We start from the raw sequence: 18759 nt of genomic DNA on the forward strand, positions 1-18759 counted from the left end.
TCATCGGCGGGCCCTCCCCATTCGGGCCGTCCCCACGCACGCCGGATGCGGGCGCGGGGACGGCCCGGAGCAGTGTGCTCGGGGTTTTCCTCTCGCGGGTGGCGTGCAGTCCCCGAGCACACCCGCCACCGACGGCGCCCGTCTCGCGATCAGTTCTGACCGAGATCGTGCTTGGCGTCGCGAGCCGCGGCGACGAAGGCGTCGATGAGTCGCGACCGCCTGCTGCTCTCCCAGCCGAGCAGAACGTCTGTCGGCGGCAGGTCTGAAACCGGGACGAAGGCGACGTCGGGTCGCCGGTAGAACCGAGCCGTCGACTGGGGGAGGATAGCGATCCCGCTCCCCACGGCGACGAGCTCGAGTTTCTCTTCGACGGTCCGGCTCGGAGGACGCGCCGACCCTCGACGGGGGCGCATCTCGGCGGCGACGGTGGCCCACTCCGGCACGGCGGCCGGATCCTGGAGGAGGTGCTCCCCGGCGAGGTCGCCCATGAGGACGCTCGACGCCGCCGCCAGTTCGTGGTCGGTCGGCAGCATGACCACGCGAGGCTCCGAGAACAACAGCTCGGTGGTCAGCCCTGCGGCGTCGAACGGCCGTCGCAGATAGCTGACGTCCGCGCGGCCGTCGTGCAGCACCCGCACCTGGTTGTCCCAGCTCGTGCGCATGACATGGATCGACACCTCGGGGAGGGTGCGCTGGAAGGCTCGTACGGCTGTGGTTACCATCAGACCGGGCATGAAGCCGACGGTGAACTCGGACTCGCCCCGCGCGGCGATCGCCACCCGGCGCCGGACCGCCGAAGCGGACGCGAGGAGCGCCTCCGCCTCCTGGTACAGCAGCCGACCGTGCTCGGTGAGTTCCGTCCCACGGGTGTCGCGCACGAACAGTCGCACGCCGAGTTCCGCCTCGAACGCTCGGATCTGCCGGGAGAGCACGGGCTGCGCCATCATCAGCACCTCCGCCGCGCGGCCGAAGTTGAGCTCCTCGGCGACCGCGACGAAGTAGCGCAGCTTGCGCAGATCCAGATCGGTGTTCACAAAGCCAGGATCGCACACTCCTTGATACCTTTCGGGTCTCAATAAGAACGAAAGAGGTCTTGGACGGGGGACGCCTGAGCGAGGGATGCTCGATGCGGTTCAACGAAAGGAAACCCCATGTCTCTCAACGGGAAGCGCGTCGTGATCATCGGCGGCACATCCGGAATCGGCCTGGCGACCGCGCACGCTGCGGTTGACGCCGGTGCAGAGGTCGTCATCGCATCCAGCCGTCAGGCGAGCGTCGATGCGGCGCTCGGCGAACTGTCCGCCGGCACCACCGGCCGGACCCTCGACGTCCTCGATCCCGCCGACGTCCAGGCGTTCTTCGCCGAGGTCGGCCCATTCGATCACCTCGCGTACACCGCGGGGGAGCCGCTCGGACTCCTGCCCGTGGACGGACTCGACATCGACCGGGCGCGCGCCTTCTTCCAGGTGCGCTTCTTCGGCGCCCTCAATTCGGTGAGCGCTGCAGCACAGTACATCCGGCCGGGTGGGTCGATCACCCTCACCTCCGGTTCGGCTCGCACCCGCCCCGGTGCCGGCTGGGCGGTTGCGTCCAGCCTGTGCGGGGCGATGACGAGCCTCGCAGGTGCCCTCGCGGTCGAGCTCGCTCCCGTCCGCGTGAACGTGGTCGAGCCGGGCATCGTCCGAAGCCCGTTGTGGAGCGGCATGAGCGCCGAGGATCAGCAGGCGATGTATCAGCAGCAGGCCGATGCCCTCCCGGCCGGCCGCGTCGGCGAGGTCGACGACGTCGCGCACGCTTTCGTGTACTCGATGACCCAGTCCTTCATGACCGGCACGTCCATTCCGGTGGACGGCGGGGCGCTCCTGGTCTGACGATGACCTCGGATCGAACCGTGAAGTACCCGCCTCTCGACCCGGACTCGGTGCTGTGGGCTCACAGCCCGGGCGGCCCGGACTCCGATCTGCTGATCATGATGCACGGCTGGAGCTATGACGAACGGCACCTGTTCGCCCTCCGCCCCCGCCTTCCCCAGGAGCTCACGATCGCCTCGCTCCGCGCCCCCATCGCCGAGGCGGGCGGTTACGCCTGGTTCCCGAGCTCGGGGAACCCGATCGGGAACCCGCGCCCGGAGGTCGCCAATGCGGCAGTGGACTCCGTGCTCGCCTGGTACGACGCCCTCCCACGCTTTCGCTCCGTCGGCGTGATGGGGTTCTCCCAAGGCGGGGCCATGGCCCTCCAGCTCATGCGGAGGCGCCCCGCCGAGTTCGGCTTCGGTGTCCAGCTCGGCGGATTCGTCATCGACGACGCCCAGCCCGGGGATCGGCAGCTTGCCCTCACTCGCCCTCCGGTGTTCTGGGGACGCGGCGCGCACGACTCGGTCATCCCGCGGTCGGCGATCCTGCGCACGGCGGAGTTCAGCGCGACGCATCTCTCGGTCGACGAGAGGGTCTACGGCGACCTCGGGCACGACGTGGCGGGGGAGGAGGTGCGGGACCTCAGCGCATTCGTGGCGGACATGATCCTTCGCGCCGGTGCCACCCGGAACGGCTAGCGCGCTGGGCGCTGCGGCACCCGCGGCCGGATGCCGTCCAGCACGATGCGCACGGCTCCGTGAAGCTGCGCGTCGTCCAGGTAGAGCCCCCCGGTGACGGCGAAGATCACCCGCATCACATCGTCGGCATCGACATCGAGGCGCACCTCACCCGCCTGGCGGGCTCGCTCGACCAGCGGGTCGGCGATCCCGTAGATGGCATCCCGAGTCGGCACGTAGACGACCGAACTCTCGGTCAGAACGGTGACGATGGGGTGCTTGGTCCGCATGAAGTCGACGAACTTCAGCAACCACATCTCCAGCGCCCTCCAGGGGTCCGGTTCCTCGATCGACTCCCCGAATCGCACGAGTTCGTCGACGGCCGCCAGGTAGACCGCCTCCATCAGGGCGATCCGGGTGGGGAAGTTGCGATAGAGCGTCGCCACGCCGACGCCCGCACGGCGGGCGATCTCCTCCATGCCGACGCCGGCACCCAGCTCGGCGTAGGCGAGGACGGCCGCGTCCAGGACCGCGTCGAAGTTGCGTCTGGCGTCAGCGCGCTGGGGGCGCCTCTCCTCGAGCAGCGCGGACAGGCTCACGCGATTCCTCTCCTGAAAATGTGATAGACAATCTATCGGATAACTGAGAGGCTAACTCTCAGTATGACGCCCATAGTACCGGGCAGACGGGAGCATCATGACATCCTCGACCGCAACCACCGTGAGCATCGGAGGCGATCTCAGTGTCGGCCGCGTCGGCTTCGGCGCGATGCAGCTGACCGGGAAGCAGGTGTGGGGCGATTATCCCGACCACGAGCAGGGCATCGCCCTCCTTCGCGCGGTGGTGGATGCCGGAGTCACCTTCATCGACACGGCGGACGTGTACGGCCCGCACTCCAACGAGCTGCTCATCCGGGAGGCGCTCCACCCGTACCCGGAGGAGCTGGTCATCGCCACCAAGGGCGGGTTCGTCCGCGGCGGCTACGACTACTCCACGCTCGACGCGGTGGGCAATCCGAACTACCTCCGGCAGTCCGCCCACATGAGCGCCCGACGGCTCGGCGTCGACAGCATCGACCTCTACTACCTGCACAGCGGTCAGGCCACGGATGCACCGTTCGAGGAGCAGGTCGCCACGCTCGCCGCGCTCAAAGAGGAGGGTCTCATCCGGCACATCGGTCTCTCGAACGTCACGGCCGCCCAGTTCGAACTCGCCCAGAGCATCACCCCGATCGACGCAGTGACCGCGCTCTACAATGTCGGCAATCGCCGTGGGGTCGACCTGCAGCGGGCGGCGGAGGCGGCCGGCGCGGTGTTCTCTCCGTGGCACCCCGTGTCCATCCAGGACGGTGGCGACCCCGAGCGTATCGCCGCCGCTCTCGCGCCGATCGCGCACAATCATGACGCGTCGGTGCACCAGATCGCCCTGGCCTGGCTTCTCCACCGCGCCGACAACGTGCTGCCGATTCCCGGCACCACCAGCGTCGACCACCTGGCGAGCAACCTCGGGGCCGCTGCGATCCGCCTCACCGACGACGAGGTGACCGCGATCACTGCACTCGTGCCGGAAGCGGCGTGAGCGAGGCAGCCCTCGTGCAGAGTTCCCGGCGGAGGTATTCGTTTCCGGCGTTGATCCGGACGCGCTAGTCGGCGGCGAGCAGGAGCGCCGACGGCCTGGGCGAGAAGGTGGTGTCCAGCACGAGGGTCGCCGCTCCGACCGCCGCGACGTCGACCGCGATATCGGACTGCACCAGCCGCACGGGATGCGGCGGGACGAGTGCGGGATCCGACCAGACGGCCTCCGGCAGCTCGGCGAGCAGGGAGGTGGCGATCGGGTTCCAGAACGGACCGCCGAAGATGACCTCGTCGATGTCGAGCAGGTTGACGACGACGACGATCGCCCGCGCCAGGGACCTCGCGGTGTCGACCATGATCGCCCGGGCGCGCGGGTCGCCGGCCGCGTCCAGCGCGGCCAGCCGGTGGAACGCGGCGCTGACGTCGCCCATGTCGTCGGGGTCGCCCGCTTCGTCGGCCGTCAGCAGCCCGTCGAGAACCGCGCGCTCCACGAGCGCCCGGGGGACGGTGATGTAGCCGACGCACCCCCGCCGACCGCAGGTGCACACCGCACCGTGGGGGTCGACGGTGATGTGCCCGGCGTCCCCCGCGTTCGATCCGATCCCGCGCACCACCTCGCCCGACACGGCGATGCCCGTGCCCAGGCCGGTGCCGTAGTACATGAACGCGAAGTCCCGGCTGCTCCCCGGCTCTGCGAACCAGAGTTCGGCGACGACAGCCGCCGTGGTGTCCTTCTCGAGCAGGACGGGGAGCCCGGTGGCCTCTCCCAGCGCCCGGCGGAGCGGCACCAAGTGCCAGTTGGGCATCATGGGCGGGTTGAGCACGATGCCGTTCTCGACGTCCACGGGGCCTGGCGACGCGATGCCGATGCCGAGGATGCGCGACCGGTCGACCAGCGACCGCTCGATCAGTCCCTCGATGGCCTCGGCCATCTCGGAGATGACCGCAGCGGGCTCGCCGGCGGTGGGGGTCCCTGTGCGGGAGTGGTCGCGGACCGACCCGGAGAGGTCGACGAGGACGTACGTGATCGCCGCCGGGTCGATGTGCACCCCGACCGCGAACCCGCCGGACGGGTTGAGCCGGAGCACCGCGGCGGGCTTGCCCGGGCCGCCCACCCGCGTCCCGTGCTCCTCGACGAGTCCCGCGTCGAGCAATCGCCGGCAGACGTTGGTGACGGTCATGCCGCTGAGCGCGGTCAGGCCGGCCAGCTCGGAGCGGGTGATGCCTTCGGGGCGGCGGCGGATGGCGTCGAGCACGACCGCCTGGTTGTACTCGCCCACCGCTGGCAGGTTGGTTCCGGTCGGATCCACGCTCCCCCTTCCCGTCGGCAACGCAGCTACAGCCTAGCCATCGCCGTCCGGGCCACGAGAGGCGTTGCCAGAGGGCGCGGACGCGCCGCCTTTGCGCAGCGCGTGCACGGCGGATGTGCTTGCGCCCTATTAGGAAATATGATTTGCTAATCCAACCCGCCGCCGGCACACCCCCGCCGCGCGGTCGTGTTCTCTCCATTCCACAGAAGGCAGCACCGACTGTGCCTTCCCGTCAAAGTCGACCGCCTCGCACCGAAGCGAGGCATTCGGAAGGAAAACATGAGCAACAGAAGCACACGCATCCGCCTGGCGACCGTCGCGGCGGCTGCGACGATCACCGTCGCCGCCCTGGCGGGGTGCTCGTCCACCCCGGCCTCCGGCAACGGTTCCGGCTCGGCCTCCTGCGAGCCGTCCAAGGGCAAGGTGACACTGCAGTACTGGAACACCGTGAACGGGATGGACCAGGTGGTGGACGTCTGGAACAAGTCCCACCCGAACATCCAGGTCCAGGTCAAGAACATCTCGAACGACCAGTACGGCACGCTGGGCAACGCCCTCAAGGCGGGCAAGGCGCCCGAGCTGTCCCAGGTCGGCTACGACGAGCTGCCCGACCTGCGCACCCAGGACGCTTTCGTCGACGCCTCCGCCTGCAAGGCGGCCGTCGCGGCGAAGTCGAAGTTCGTGCCGTGGACGTGGTCGCAGACCAGCTTCGGCGGGACCGGCGTGTTCGCCTACCCGCAGGACACCGGCCCCATGGCGATGTACGTGCGCACGGACATCTTCGCCAAGTACGGCCTGGACATCCCGAAGACGTGGGACGAGTACGCGGCCGACGCGCAAAAACTGCACGCCGCCGACCCGAACCTGACCATCACCTACTTCGACCCGAACAACGCCGAGTGGTGCAACGGGCTGCTGTGGCAGAACGGCGCCGACATGTACTCCTGCTCCGGCGGCAAATGGCACGTCACCGTCGACAACGACAAGGGCAAGCAGGTCGCCGACTACTGGCAGAAGCTCATCAGCCAGAAGCTCGTCCGCACCGACCTCGCCAGCGGATCCACTCCGGCCAACGCGGCCTTCGAGCAGGGCCAGCTCGCGACCTACCTCGGCGCGGCGTGGGGTTACAGCGGATTCCGTGACAACAACCCCGACCTGGCGGGCAAGTGGAGCATCGTGCAGTTGCCGACCTGGGGCTCCAACCCGGCCTCCGGTGACTGGGGCGGCTCGTCCGTCGCGTTCATGAAGGGCAACAAGCACCTCTACGAGTCGGTCGAGTTCAACACCTGGCTGAACACGGACCCCGAGGCGCTGGCTCTGGAGAACAAGCTCGGCGGACTCTACCCGGCGGCGCTCGCCGGGTCGAAGCTCCCCGCGCTGTCGCAGGGCGTGCCGTACTACAACAACGAGAAGATCTTCGACGTGTTCGCCGAGTCGTCGAAGAACATCGACACCAGCTTCACGTGGGGGCCCACCCAGAAGACCGTGAACCTGGCGCTGCAGGATGCGATGGCCAAGGCGACCGCGGGCAACGGCACCCTCTCCGATGCCCTCGGAGCCGCCCAGGCGACGGCCCTGAAGTCGATGAAGGATCTGGACATCAGCGCTGTGGCGGGCAAGTAGATCCCGTCATGACAGAAATCGCAACCCGCGCCCCACGCGTGGTCGCAACTGCCGAGGGTCGTCGCCGTCGTAACGGCGGCGGCCCTCGCGGCGGCGTCATCTTCGCGTTCATCGTGCCGTTCCTCCTGCCGTTCCTGCTCTTCTACGTCGTGCCGGTCTGCTACGCGATCTGGCAGAGCTTTCTCGTCGTTCGCCGCTCGGCGGGGCAGTACGGAGTGCCGTACACCGCCTTCGGCGGCTTCACGCAGTACGTCCAGGTGTTCCAGAACGCCGACTTCTGGACCAGCGTCGGGCGCGTGGCGCTCTTCGGCATCGTCCAGGTGCCTGTCATGCTCTTCGTGGCCCTCGTCATGGCGCTGCTGCTCGACACACCTCTGCTGAAGCTCAAGGCGTTCTTCCGCATCACGGCCTTCATGCCCTACGCCGTGCCCGGAGTCATCGCGGCCATCATGTGGTCGTTCCTGTACTCGCCCCAGTTCTCGCCGATCGTCGACGCCCTGAAGGCGATCGGGCTGCAGCCCGACTTCCTCGGGCCGTCCGGGGTGCTGTGGTCCACCGCCAACATCTCCACCTGGCTCTGGACCGGCTACAACATGCTGATCCTGTTCTCGGCGCTCCAAGCGATCCCGCAGGAGCTGTACGAGGCGGCGAAGCTGGACGGCGCGTCCAACTGGGTCATCGCCTGGCAGATCAAGGTGCCGATGATCACGCCGTCGATCATCCTCACCACCGTGTTCTCGATCATCGGGACCCTGCAGCTCTACGCCGAGCCGGCGGTGCTGCGCCAGATCTCGTCGAACATCTCCAGCACCTACACGCCGAACATGCTCGCCTACGCGGTCGCGTCCGGCAACAACTACCAGCAGGCGGCCGCCATCTCGGTCGTGATCGCCGTCATCACCTTCGTGCTGAGCTTCGCGTTCATGCGACTGACGTCGAGGAAGGCCGGCCTATGAGCACCAGCGCACCCATCCGCGAGAGCCGCGTCAGCCGCACGGCGGCGATGGCCCTCATGTTCATCCTGGCCATCTACTTCATCCTGCCGATCTACGTCCTGATCGTCGCAGCGACGAAACCGCAGGGCGACCTGGCGTCGACCTTCGGTCTCGCCTTCTCGCACTTCGACCTGTTCCAGAACCTCGGAGCGCTGTTCGGGCGCAACGGCGGCATCTACGGCCAGTGGGCGATCAATAGCGTCATCTATTCGGTGTTCGGCGCCGTGGTCGGAACCCTCATCTCCGCCCTCTGCGGGTACGCGCTGGCGAAGTTCCGGTTCCGCGGTCGCGAGGTGCTCTTCTCGGTCATCCTCGGCGGCGTGCTGGTCCCCAGCACGGCCCTCGCGCTGCCGCTCTTCCTTCTGTTCTCGGCGACCGGGTTGGTGAACACCTACCTCGCCGTCTTCCTGCCGAGCATCGTCAGCCCGTTCGGGGTCTACCTCGCCCGGGTGTTCACCGCGGCGGCGGTGCCGGAGGAGCTGCTCGAGTCGGCCCGGCTGGACGGCGCGGGGGAGTTCCGCACCTTCTTCTCCGTCGCGTTCCGGCTGATGGTCCCCTCGCTCGTGACGATCTTCCTGTTCCAGTTCGTGGGTATCTGGAACAACTTCTTCCTCCCGATGGTCATGCTGCAGAACGAGTCGCTGTTCCCGATCACCCTCGGGCTCTACGAATGGAACGGCCAGACCGCGAAGGTCTCGCTGCTGCAGGGATCCGTCATCTCCGGATCGCTGGTGTCCATCATCCCGGTGATCATCCTGTTCCTGGTGCTGCAGCGCTACTGGCGCAGCGGGATCGCCGCCGGCGCCCTCAAATGACCGGCTGAACCCTCCTGCATCCCATCACGCCCGCGACCCCCGACCATAGAAGGTATTCCCCCTCCATGCCCTCCTCCGCTGTCTTCGTTCCGCACTTCCATTGGGACCGCGAGTGGTACGAGCCCTTCCAGGTGTTCCGGCACCGACTGGTGGGGGCGTTCGACCTCATCCTCGACGTGCTGGAGTCGGATCCAGGTTTCCGGTTCACCGTCGACGGGCAGATGGCCGCGGTGGAGGACTACCTGCAGATGCGGCCGGAGAATCGGGATCGGGTTGCCGCGCTGGTCGCCTCCGGGCAGCTCGCGGTGGGGCCATGGCTCATCCTGCTGGACGAATTCCTCTGCTCCGGTGAGACGATCGTCCGGAACCTGCAGTCCGGATGGGCCTCGGCGCGCGAGTTGGGTGGGAGCATGCCGGTGGGCTATCTGCCGGACATGTTCGGGCATGTCGCCCAGATGCCGCAGATCCTCGTCCGTGCGGGGATCGAGGACGCCGCTCTGTGGCGCGGGGTGCCCGGCTCCGTCGAAGGCCACGCCTTCTGGTGGGAGGCGCCGGACGGCTCGCGGGTGCGCACAGAGTACCTGTTCGACGGCTACGACAACGGACTCGACGTGCTGCTGGTCCCCGATCAGATCGGACGAGCGCTCGACGACTACACCCGCCAGACGCTGACGCGTTGGGGCGACGATCCGGTGCTCGCGATGGCCGGCACCGACCACAACGCGCCGCACCCCGACCTCGGACGGTGGCTGCAGGCGGCGTCGACCGACGAGCGGCCTATCCGCATCGCGACGTTGCAGGAATATCTGAGGGCTCACATCAAGGACGACGTCTCGGCCGTGGTGCGCGGCGAGCTGCGCAGCCACGCTCGCGGAAACATCCTGCCCGGTGTGCTCTCGGTTCGGCTGGGACTCAAGCAGCGGATGGCGACCGCCGAGCGCACCGTGAGAGAGGCCGAGCGGGCGCTCGCCCTCTTCGCTCCGGACCGGGACGAGTCGCCGTTCCTCGCCCTCGCCTGGCGCAAGATCATCGAGTCGACCGCGCACGACTCCGTCGTGGGCTCCGGCACCGACGAGACGGTGGAGCAGGTGGATGCTCGGCTGGCGGAGGCGCAGCACGCCGCCCGTGCCGTCCGGGACGGTGCTCTGGCCGCCGGCGCAGCCGTCGTGCCGTCGGACGCCCATCTGGTGGTCAACACCCTCGCCGTGCCGCGGACTGCCTTGATCGAGGTCGACGCGGCCGCGCCCGTCGACGGGTCCTCCCTCGTGGCCGTGACCGCGGACCGGCGCGTTCGGCCGGTGCAGATGACCTCTGAGGCGCCGACCGTGCTCAGCGATGAGGTCGTGGAGGCGTCGCAGCTCGAGCGGGTGCTGCGGCGGATCCACCGCCGCGAGCTGTTCGGCCGACTCATCGACCGCTACGAACTCACGCCGGGCTCCCTCGTCTTCCACCTCGCGGAGGTTCCGGCGACGGCCGAGTTCGATCTGCTCCGGCTCCGCACGGAGGTCGCACAGGCGGCCGTGGAGCACCCGGGCGTCTGGCGGGTCCTGACGCTGGAGGAGGCGCGGGTGACCGCGCTCGTCCCCGTCGACGTCGCCGCCTCAGGTGCGACCACGTTCCGCCTCGTTCCCAGCGATGCCGTCGCGGCGCCCCACGTCGAGTCGGTCACTGCGACCCCGCGCCGTCTCACCAACGGCCTCGTCGCGGTCGAGGTCGCCGGCGACGGACTGCTGACCGTGACCGGCGCGGACGGCACCGTGCTGCGCGGAGTCGGCCGGCTCGTCGATGGGGGAGACCGCGGCGACAGCTACAACTACGCCCCGCCTGCGTCGGGCGTCGTCATCTCTGAACCGAGCAGCGTTGCGATCGAAGTCGTCGAGTCGGGGCCGTTGCGGGCGCGGCTGCTCATCACCCGCGTGTACGACTGGCCCGTCTCACTGTCCGGGGATCGTGATGTGCGGTCGGAGGAGACGGTGCCGACTCTGGTCGAGACCGTCGTCGAGCTGCGCCAGGCCGAGCCGTTCGTCCGTGTCTCGGTGTCCTTCCTGAACCGGTCGGCCGACCACCGCCTCCGGCTGCACGTCCCGCTCCCGGAACCGGTGGCCGTGTCCGCGTCCTCAGGCCAGTTCGCCGTGACCGAGCGTGGGCTAGAGGCCGAGGGCGGTTGGGGCGAGTTCCCGCTTCCCACGTTCCCGGCGAGCGAGTTCGTCTCGGCCGGCGCGGCCACCGTGCTCGTGGATCACGCCACCGAGTACGAGGTCGTCGAGGGCGGCTCCGAGCTCGCGATCACCCTGCTGCGGGCGATCGGGTCGATCAGTGTGAACATCCACCCGCTGCGTGACGAGCCGGCGGCGACGGAGATCGCCGCGCCCGGCGCGCAGGACCTGGGGGTCCGGGTCGAGAACCGCCTTGCGATCGTGCCGTCGGCCGCCGGGTGGCGGGGCGCGAACGCCGTCGCTCTGGCGGAGGAGTTCCGCAACGACGTCCTGGTCGCCCGGGGAACCGCTCCGGTCGGCGGCGCGCTTCCGGAGGCGATGGGCGGCCTCGCCGTCCACGGCCGCGACACGCTGGTGTCGAGCGTCCGCCGCGTGACGCTCGATGGCCGGCCGGGGGTCGAGGTCCGGCTCGTCGCGATGTCGGACGACGGTGCGACGCCCACCCTGACCGGCGAGTTCACGGAGGCCGCCCAGGTCGACCTGCTCGGCCGGACGATCGCGGTCGAAGAGGCCTACGGCGCCTGCGACCTGATGCTCGGTCCCTGGGAGATCCGCACCCTCGTGCTGCGCTGACCCGCACGGCATCCTCCCGGGGTGAACAGTCGCGAGGTCAGTGGGCAGGGGAGTCGAAGCGGAGCCGGATAGTGCGCGCCTCGGGCCGGAGGGCGAAGTCGGGCCACACATCCGGCCCGCACGCGCGCGAGCCGAGCCCGTGCTGTGCGGCGTCGATGAACAGGTAGGAGGTCCGGGATGCCGGCAGTTCGTGGGGATGGGCGGCGTCGGCGACCTGCTGCGGGGTGTGCCGCGTGATCGTGAACCCCGGGCGGCGGCCACGGAGATCAGGCAGCGCGGTCAACCTGACCGGACCGAACAAGAGTTCCCGGAGGTCGGAGCGATGGCCGGACTCCTGCGGCCGGGCGTAATCGACCGTCAGGTCTTCGAGGCTGGAGGTGAACCGGCCGACACGCGCGGCGCGACGGCTGTCCGGGTACGACTCCAGCGGGCCCGTCCCGAACCACTCGACCTCCGGGAGGCTTCCCCCGTCGTCCGGCAGGTCGAACCGCACGCCGATCCTCGGCCACACGCTCGGCCAGCCGGGGGAGGGCTCGACCTCCACCCGCAACTCCAGCCGGCCGTCGTCGAGGAGCGTCCAGACGGATTCGACCAGGACGGAGTGCAGGCTTGCCGCCGGCGCGACCCGCGTCAGCGTCCGCAGCGCGCCGGGCGCCTCCTGGACGCTCACGAGTCGGTGCGTGAGTCGGTCGAGTCCGAGCCCGTGCCATTCCGCGGCGTTCGAGAGCCCCGGCGCGCTGTCCTGATGCTCCGGCTCGTTGACGGTGCTCTCCCCGCGGTCGTTGTCGGTCGGTGCGCGGAAAAGCTCCAGCCGTGGACCGGCGACGGCACGACCGGCGAGCCGGACGAGCCGGCCGCCTTCGAACTCGCCGATTCCCAGAGCGACCGTGCCGCCCGCGTCATGCCAGTCGGCCGGGCGGGGCCGACTGGCCTCCGGTCGCGCAGCGGTCAGGTCGTGCTGCGCGCGGGCGAGCACGTGGCCGGCCGGCGCCCAGGCGGTGTCACGCGCGAGCGCCGCCTGCACTGACAGCCACGTCTCGCCCTCGGCGGCGATGTGCTCTCCGGGCAGCGGCATCGTCGTCGTGCCGCCGGCGGGGATGGCATCGAGCGCGAACACGCCGCCCGCGACCCGCGTGCCATCCTGCTCGATCTGCCAGCTGAACTCCAGGTCGGCCGTGTCGGCGAACCGCCTCCGGTTCTCCACTGCGACGGTCCCGCCGTCGAACCGGAACCGGATCGGTTGGACCACCGCGGCGAACTCGTGAAGCCCAGGCGTGGGCCGGTCGTCGGAGAGCACCATGCCGTCCATGACGAAGTTGCCGTCGTGGATCACCTCATCGAAATCGCCGCCGTATCCGTAGAACGGCACCCCTTCGGCCGTCCGGGTCAGGATGCCGTGGTCGCGCCATTCCCAGACGAAGCCGCCGTGCAACCGGGGAAGCCGGTCGACCACGGCCTCGTACTGGTCGAGGGCGCCGGGGCCGTTGCCCATCGCGTGCGCGTACTCGCACAGAAGGAACGGCTTGGTGCGCTGCCGGGCGCCCTGCGCGGGGGTGCACCCCAGCAGCGGAGCAGACGAACCGTCTGTTCCGATCGCCTCCGTTTCGGGGACGGAGGCGTACATACGGGAGTACACATCGGTGTACTCCCCGGTGTGATCGCCTTCGTAGTGCACCGGGCGGTGCGGGTCGCGGGCGTGGACCCAGGCGGACATCGCCGCGAGGTTCGCACCGGTCCCTGCCTCGTTGCCGAGCGACCACATCACGATGCTCGGATGGTTCTTGTCCCGTTCGACGGTGCGCTCGATCCGGTCGAGGTAGGCATCACGCCAGGCGGGGTCGTCGCTCGGATTGCGCGCCCACCCGCCGGCTTCGAATCCGTGCGTCTCCAGATCGCATTCCAGCACGACCCAGAATCCCAGCTCGTCGGCGAGGTCCAGCAGCCGGGGGTGCGGCGGGTAGTGGCTGGTGCGGATGGCGTTCACATTGAACCGCTTCATCATGGCGAGGTCGGCGCGGGCATGGTCCTCATCGAACACGCGGCCGCGCTCCGGGTGGGTCTCGTGCCGGTTCATCCCGTGGAACACGATGCGCCGTCCGTTGACCTGGAAGCGGTCGCCGACGATCTCGACCGTCCGGAACCCGGTCCGAACAGTCACGGTCTCGCCGGCGGCGTGCACCGTCACGGTGTACAGCCGCGGCGTCTCCGCCGTCCACGGCTCGGCGTCGCCCACCGGGAACCGGCCGACGTCCGCCGGTGACCGCCAGGTGCGCTCGACGTTCAGTTCGGGGATGCGCAGGGTGACGGGATAGGCGTCCCAGGATGCGGTGATCTCCGGATCGATCCAGCCGGCTCCGTTCTCCCATCCGGTGCGCAGCCAGACGTCGTCCACGCCGTCGTCCGGCCTGGCGAGCAGGGTGACGTCGCGGAAGATGCCGGGCAGCCACCACTGGTCCTGGTCCTCGAGGTAGCTTCCGGGGGACCACTGGTGCACGCGGACCACGATCAGGTTCTCCCCGGGGCGCACCAGCGCGGTCACGTCGAACTCCTGCACGAGCCGGCTCCCTGTCGCGACGCCGACCTCGTCGCCGTTGAGCCAGACCCGGTACATCGACTCGACGCCATCGAACCGGAGGAGCGTCCGGCCCTCCCGCGGCCACGCCTCCGGCACGGTGAACGTGCGCCGGTAGTCGCCGGTGGGGTTCTCATCCGGGACGTGAGGCGGATCGACGGGGAACGGGTACCGGATGTTCGTGTAGGCGGGTGAGCCGAAGCGACCGTTCTGTCCGAGCACCCAGTGCGAGGGGACGGGCATCGGTGCCCAGGAGGTGTCGTCGAAGCCGGGGGAGGCCATGTCGTCGGAGACACGGGCGGTCGGGGACAACCGGAACCGCCATATCCCGTTGAGCGAGAGCTCCGGTGCGTCGGTGGTGACCCGCGATCGTGCGGCCACCCGGGCGCCGTGACCGGACGCGGTCTCCGACAGGTAACGCGGGACGGGCATGCGCGGTCCTCCTCTGGCATTCGGCATCTCCGGCGTTTAAACTAATACACCTGAACCATTTTGGGGAGCGATCGTGGACGAGAGCGGATCTGCGGCCCGGAAACGGGGGCCGTACTCGAAGAGCGCCGCCCGGCGGCGGCAGATCGTGCTGGAGGCGTACCGGCAGTTCTCGGTGCACGGCTACCGCACCAGCTCTCTGCGCGATATCGCTGCTGCCGCGGGTGTGAGCCTCAGCTCGATCCAGCACCATTTCGCCGACAAGGAGGGCCTGCTCCTCGCGGTGCTCGACTACCGCGACGAGCTCGGGGCCGATCCGGTCGGCGGTGTTGAGCGGTTCGACGAGCGGGTCGTCGCGCGGGCGCGGGAGAACCTCAAGACTCCCGGGATCATCGCCTTGTTCACGGTCCTCTCGGCCGAAGCCGTCGCCGAGGATCATCCAGCCCACGACTACTTCGCGGAGCGTCAGGAGCGCCTCCGAGGGGAGTTCACCGGGGAGTTCGAGCAGCTCTCCGCAGCGGGCCGCCTGCGAGACGGTGTCCACCCGGCCGACGCGGCACGTCTGCTTCTGTCGCTCTGGGAGGGCGTTCAGCTGCAATGGCTCTACGCGCCTGACCGCGTCGACCCGGCATCCGACCTCACCGCGTTCTTCGAGACGGTTCTTCACGCCGATTTGTCAGTTTGATAGAACAAAGTATAGATTCGAAACGGCGCCAGAACCCCCGCACGAAGGAGTCAGCCTGCATGACCGAGCTCGAAAGGGACGACCTGGTCACGATCGGTCGAATCGGCGTGGACCTCTACCCGCTGCAAGACGGTGTGGGACTCGAAGACGTCGACACCTTCGGCAAGTACCTCGGGGGGAGTGCGACCAACGTCGCCATCGCCGCGGCACGTCACGGCCTGCGTTCTGCGGTCATCACGGCGACCGGCGACGACCCCTTCGGGCGCTACGCCCGGCGTGAGCTGCGACGCCTGGGAGTCGACGACCGCTTCGTCGGCACCGACCCCACGCTGAAGACGCCGATCACCTTCTGCGAGATCTTCCCTCCCGACCACTTCCCGCTCTACTTCTACCGGGATCCGATCGCCCCCGACCTCGCGATCACGGCCGAGCAGCTCGACCTCGACGCCATCGCACGGGCGCGTATCTTCTGGGCGACCGTCACCGGTCTCTCGCGCGAGCCGAGCCGCACAGCTCACCTCGCCGCCTGGGAGGCGCGGGGACGGGCGCCGCTGACCGTTCTCGACCTGGATTACCGGCCGATGTTCTGGGATTCGGCCGAGGCGGCGTCGACGCAGGTCGGGCGGGCACTCGAGCACGTCACGGTGGCCGTCGGAAACCGCGAGGAATGCGAGGTCGCGGTCGGCGAGGCGGACCCCGTGCGCGCGGCCGACGCACTCCTGGAGCGCGGCGTCGAGCTGGCAGTCGTGAAGCAGGGCCCGCGAGGGGTGCTCGCCAAGACCCGCACTGAGACGGTCGAGGTCCCTCCCTACGCCGTCCAGGTCGTCAACGGCCTGGGCGCGGGCGACGGCTTCGGCGGCGCGCTCTGCTACGGGCTCCTGCAGGACTGGTCGCTGGAGCGCGTCATCCGCTTCGCCAACATCGCCGGCGCCATCGTCGCGACCCGGCGGGAATGCTCGACCGCGATGCCCACGACCACGGAGGTCGAAGATGTGCTGAAGGGACTCGAGCATGTCGACGGCTGAAGCCTTCGCCCGCCTCCGGGAGCTCCGGCTCAGCGACCCGGGCGCCATCCGGACCGCTCTGGACGCGCGGGCACGGAGACCGCTGGTCCGGGGGGACGGGAGATTGTTCATCGTCGCGGCCGACCACCCCGCCCGCGGAGCACTCGGCGTCCGAAACGACGGCATGGCGATGGCCGACCGGTACGACCTGCTGGAGCGCCTCACCCTCGCTCTGTCGCGTCCAGGGGTGGACGGCGTGCTCGGAACCCCGGACATCGTCGAGGACCTCGCGCTGCTCGGTGCGCTCGACGGCAAGGTCGTGGTCGGCTCGATGAACCGCGGCGGGCTGCGCGGCTCTGTCTTCGAGATGGATGACCGCTACACCGGCTACGACGTGCCCGCCGCGATGCGTGACGGCCTCGATGCGACCAAGCTGCTGCTGCGGGTGAACCTGGAGGACCAGGCGACGGTCCGCACCCTGGAGAGGACGGCGGACGCCGTGACGGCCGCGTCCAGCGCTCGCCTGCCGATCATGCTGGAGCCGTTCCTCAGCCGGTGGCGAGACGGCCGCATCGTCAACGACTTGACGGCGGACGCCGTGATCACCTCGATCGCCATCGCTTCCGGGCTGGGGGCGTCGTCGGCGTATACCTGGCTCAAGCTCCCGGTCGTCCCGGAGATGGACCGGGTCATGAAGTCCACGACCCTGCCGACGCTTCTGCTCGGAGGCGACACCGACGCCGCGCCGGAACAGACGTTCGAGGCCTGGGGCGCAGCACTCGAGCTCCCGGGCGTGCACGGACTCGTCGTCGGCCGCACCCTCCTCTATCCTCCGGACGGCGACGTCGCCGCGGCGGTCGACATCGCCGCCGCGCTCGTCCACGGACACTGACACCGCAATGACCATCGAAGGAACGCCATGACCTCCAACACCCTGCCCGTCGTGCCGCACTGGATCGGCGGCGCCGCGTACCCGTCTGCCAGCGGCCGCACCGCCCCGGTGTTCGATCCCGCCCTCGGCGTCGAGACCAAGCGTGTTGCGCTGGCAGACGCCAGCGAGATCGAGGCCGCGATCGCTTCCGCGAAGGCCGCGTTCCCGGCATGGTCGGGGATGTCTCTCGCGAAGCGGCAGACGATCCTGTTCCGGTTCCGGGAGCTGCTGGACGCGCGCAAGGGCGAGCTGGCCGAGATCATCACCAGCGAGCACGGCAAGGTCCTGTCCGACGCGCTGGGCGAGATAAGCCGCGGCCAGGAGGTGGTCGAGTTCGCGACGGGCCTCGCCCACCATCTCAAGGGCGAGTTCTCGGAGGAGGTGTCCACCGGGGTCGATGTGTACTCCACCCGCCAGCCGCTCGGCGTCGTAGGGATCATCTCGCCGTTCAACTTCCCGGCGATGGTTCCGGCCTGGTTCTTCCCCATCGCGATCGCCGCGGGCAACACTGTCGTGCTGAAGCCTTCGGAGAAGGACCCGTCGGCCGCGATCTGGCTGGCGGAGCTGTGGAAGGAGGCCGGCCTGCCCGACGGCGTCTTCACCGTTCTCAACGGCGACAAGGAAGCGGTAGACGGTCTCCTCACCCATCCCGATGTCGCAGCGATCTCCTTCGTCGGCTCGACCCCGATCGCCCGCTACGTCTACGAGACCGGCACCCGGCACGGCAAGCGCGTGCAGGCGCTCGGCGGGGCCAAGAACCACATGCTGGTGCTGCCGGACGCCGACCTCGACCTGACGGCCGACTCCGCCATCAACGCCGGGTTCGGATCGGCGGGCGAGCGGTGCATGGCGATCTCCGTCGTGGTCGCCGTCGAGCCGGTCGCGGACGCGCTCATCGCGAAGATCGCCGAGCGGATGGCGGCCCTGCGCATCGGCGACGGCCGTCGCGGCTGCGACATGGGTCCGCTGGTCACGAAGCAGCACCGCGACAAGGTCGCCGGCTACATCGACATCGCCGAAGCCGACGGGGCCACGGTCGTGGTCGACGGCCGTACGGTGAACCCGGACGGCGACCCGAACGGCTTCTGGCTCGGCCCGACACTGCTGGACCGCGTGCCGACCTCGTCCCGGGCGTACACCGAAGAGATCTTCGGCCCAGTGCTCGCGGTCGTCCGCGTCCCCTCTTTCGAGGCGGGCGTCGACCTGATCAACGCCGGCACGTTCGGAAACGGCACCGCCATCTTCACCAACGACGGCGGCGCCGCCCGGCGGTTCCAGAAGGAGGTCCGGGTCGGGATGATCGGCATCAACGTGCCCATCCCGGTCCCTGTCGCGACGTTCTCCTTCGGCGGATGGAAGGACTCGCTGTTCGGCGACACCAAGGCGCACGGCAGCGAAGGCGTGAAGTTCTTCACGCAGCTCAAGGCGATCACCAGCCGCTGGCTCGACCCGTCGCACGGCGGGATCAACCTCGGCTTCCCGAAGAACGACTGAGGCGGGAG

15 protein-coding genes are annotated in these 18759 nt (G+C 69.2%); 11 read left to right on the plus strand and 4 right to left on the minus strand.

Annotated elements, in window-relative coordinates:
- Positions 1-149: 149 nt before the first annotated feature.
- The gene (locus tag ACTJI1_RS01870; protein WP_440741344.1) at positions 150-1034 is read right to left on the minus strand and encodes a LysR family transcriptional regulator; all 885 of its coding nucleotides are present in this window, start codon (positions 1032-1034) and stop codon (positions 150-152) included.
- A gap of 117 nt (positions 1035-1151) precedes the next feature.
- Between ACTJI1_RS01870 and ACTJI1_RS01875 the strand changes: the two genes are divergently transcribed.
- Positions 1152-1871 (plus strand): SDR family oxidoreductase, encoded by a 720-nt coding sequence (locus ACTJI1_RS01875; RefSeq protein ID WP_440741345.1) that lies wholly within the window; start codon positions 1152-1154, stop codon positions 1869-1871.
- A 20-nt stretch (positions 1872-1891) separates the two neighbouring features.
- On the plus strand, positions 1892-2551 hold the full coding sequence (locus ACTJI1_RS01880; RefSeq protein WP_440741346.1) for an alpha/beta hydrolase: 660 nt from the start codon (positions 1892-1894) through the stop codon (positions 2549-2551).
- Here ACTJI1_RS01880 and ACTJI1_RS01885 read toward each other — a convergent pair.
- Positions 2548-3129 (minus strand): TetR/AcrR family transcriptional regulator, encoded by a 582-nt coding sequence (locus ACTJI1_RS01885; RefSeq protein WP_440741347.1) that lies wholly within the window; start codon positions 3127-3129, stop codon positions 2548-2550. The genes ACTJI1_RS01880 and ACTJI1_RS01885 overlap by 4 nt on opposite strands.
- 97 nt (positions 3130-3226) lie before the next feature.
- Here ACTJI1_RS01885 and ACTJI1_RS01890 point away from each other — a divergent pair, with 97 nt between their 5' ends.
- Positions 3227-4108 carry an aldo/keto reductase gene (locus ACTJI1_RS01890; protein WP_440741348.1) on the plus strand — a complete coding sequence of 294 codons (882 nt, stop codon included), beginning with the start codon at positions 3227-3229 and terminating at the stop codon, positions 4106-4108.
- A 64-nt stretch (positions 4109-4172) separates the two neighbouring features.
- On the opposite strand, the gene ACTJI1_RS01895 is transcribed toward ACTJI1_RS01890, so the two are convergent.
- Positions 4173-5414: an ROK family transcriptional regulator gene (locus ACTJI1_RS01895; RefSeq protein ID WP_310131301.1), complete on the minus strand. Its 1242-nt coding sequence runs from the start codon at positions 5412-5414 to the stop codon at positions 4173-4175.
- A gap of 279 nt (positions 5415-5693) precedes the next feature.
- Here ACTJI1_RS01895 and ACTJI1_RS01900 point away from each other — a divergent pair, with 279 nt between their 5' ends.
- From ACTJI1_RS01900 to ACTJI1_RS01915, 4 genes are all read left to right on the plus strand, one after another.
- Positions 5694-7037: an ABC transporter substrate-binding protein gene (locus ACTJI1_RS01900; RefSeq protein WP_440741349.1), complete on the plus strand. Its 1344-nt coding sequence runs from the start codon at positions 5694-5696 to the stop codon at positions 7035-7037.
- 8 nt (positions 7038-7045) lie between these two features.
- A complete protein-coding gene (locus tag ACTJI1_RS01905; protein WP_440741350.1) occupies positions 7046-7993 on the plus strand; it encodes a carbohydrate ABC transporter permease in 948 nt (315 codons plus the stop codon).
- Complete coding sequence (locus tag ACTJI1_RS01910) at positions 7990-8847, plus strand: carbohydrate ABC transporter permease (RefSeq protein WP_440741351.1); 858 nt, start codon at positions 7990-7992, stop codon at positions 8845-8847. Before ACTJI1_RS01905 ends, ACTJI1_RS01910 begins: the two co-directional genes overlap by 4 nt.
- A gap of 65 nt (positions 8848-8912) precedes the next feature.
- Positions 8913-11636, plus strand: coding sequence for a hypothetical protein (locus ACTJI1_RS01915; protein WP_440741352.1), 2724 nt, complete (start codon positions 8913-8915; stop codon positions 11634-11636).
- A gap of 37 nt (positions 11637-11673) precedes the next feature.
- On the opposite strand, the gene ACTJI1_RS01920 is transcribed toward ACTJI1_RS01915, so the two are convergent.
- On the minus strand, positions 11674-14640 hold the full coding sequence (locus ACTJI1_RS01920; protein ID WP_440741353.1) for a glycoside hydrolase family 2 TIM barrel-domain containing protein: 2967 nt from the start codon (positions 14638-14640) through the stop codon (positions 11674-11676).
- A gap of 73 nt (positions 14641-14713) precedes the next feature.
- Here ACTJI1_RS01920 and ACTJI1_RS01925 point away from each other — a divergent pair, with 73 nt between their 5' ends.
- Genes ACTJI1_RS01925 through ACTJI1_RS01940 form a run of 4 tightly spaced genes read left to right on the plus strand, consistent with a single transcriptional unit; the run spans position 14714 to position 18751 of the window.
- Positions 14714-15322, plus strand: coding sequence for a TetR/AcrR family transcriptional regulator (locus ACTJI1_RS01925; RefSeq protein ID WP_440741354.1), 609 nt, complete (start codon positions 14714-14716; stop codon positions 15320-15322).
- A 59-nt stretch (positions 15323-15381) separates the two neighbouring features.
- Complete coding sequence (iolC, locus tag ACTJI1_RS01930; RefSeq protein WP_440741355.1) at positions 15382-16347, plus strand: 5-dehydro-2-deoxygluconokinase; 966 nt, start codon at positions 15382-15384, stop codon at positions 16345-16347.
- Positions 16334-17218 carry a class I fructose-bisphosphate aldolase gene (locus tag ACTJI1_RS01935; RefSeq protein WP_440741356.1) on the plus strand — a complete coding sequence of 295 codons (885 nt, stop codon included), beginning with the start codon at positions 16334-16336 and terminating at the stop codon, positions 17216-17218. Before iolC ends, ACTJI1_RS01935 begins: the two co-directional genes overlap by 14 nt.
- Before the next feature lie 27 nt (positions 17219-17245).
- Positions 17246-18751, plus strand: a complete 1506-nt coding sequence (locus ACTJI1_RS01940; protein WP_310131287.1) for a CoA-acylating methylmalonate-semialdehyde dehydrogenase — start codon at positions 17246-17248, stop codon at positions 18749-18751.
- Positions 18752-18759 lie beyond the last annotated feature (8 nt).

Origin of the sequence: Leifsonia sp. 22587, from assembly GCF_052044215.1 — a bacterium.
Classification (GTDB): domain Bacteria; phylum Actinomycetota; class Actinomycetes; order Actinomycetales; family Microbacteriaceae; genus Leifsonia; species Leifsonia shinshuensis_C.

Excerpts from the sequence above, each read along its gene's own strand:
- ACTJI1_RS01935 (WP_440741356.1), top strand. The coding sequence starts at position 16,334 with ATGTCGACGGCTGAAGCCTTCGCCCGCCTCCGGGAGCTCCGGCTCAGC.
- ACTJI1_RS01905 (WP_440741350.1), top strand. The coding sequence starts at position 7,046 with ATGACAGAAATCGCAACCCGCGCCCCACGCGTGGTCGCAACTGCCGAG.
- ACTJI1_RS01890 (WP_440741348.1), top strand. The coding sequence starts at position 3,227 with ATGACATCCTCGACCGCAACCACCGTGAGCATCGGAGGCGATCTCAGT.
- ACTJI1_RS01900 (WP_440741349.1), top strand. The coding sequence starts at position 5,694 with ATGAGCAACAGAAGCACACGCATCCGCCTGGCGACCGTCGCGGCGGCT.
- ACTJI1_RS01915 (WP_440741352.1), top strand. The coding sequence starts at position 8,913 with ATGCCCTCCTCCGCTGTCTTCGTTCCGCACTTCCATTGGGACCGCGAG.
- iolC (WP_440741355.1), top strand. The coding sequence starts at position 15,382 with ATGACCGAGCTCGAAAGGGACGACCTGGTCACGATCGGTCGAATCGGC.
- ACTJI1_RS01875 (WP_440741345.1), top strand. The coding sequence starts at position 1,152 with ATGTCTCTCAACGGGAAGCGCGTCGTGATCATCGGCGGCACATCCGGA.
- ACTJI1_RS01910 (WP_440741351.1), top strand. The coding sequence starts at position 7,990 with ATGAGCACCAGCGCACCCATCCGCGAGAGCCGCGTCAGCCGCACGGCG.
- ACTJI1_RS01920 (WP_440741353.1), bottom strand. The coding sequence starts at position 14,640 with ATGCCCGTCCCGCGTTACCTGTCGGAGACCGCGTCCGGTCACGGCGCC.
- ACTJI1_RS01940 (WP_310131287.1), top strand. The coding sequence starts at position 17,246 with ATGACCTCCAACACCCTGCCCGTCGTGCCGCACTGGATCGGCGGCGCC.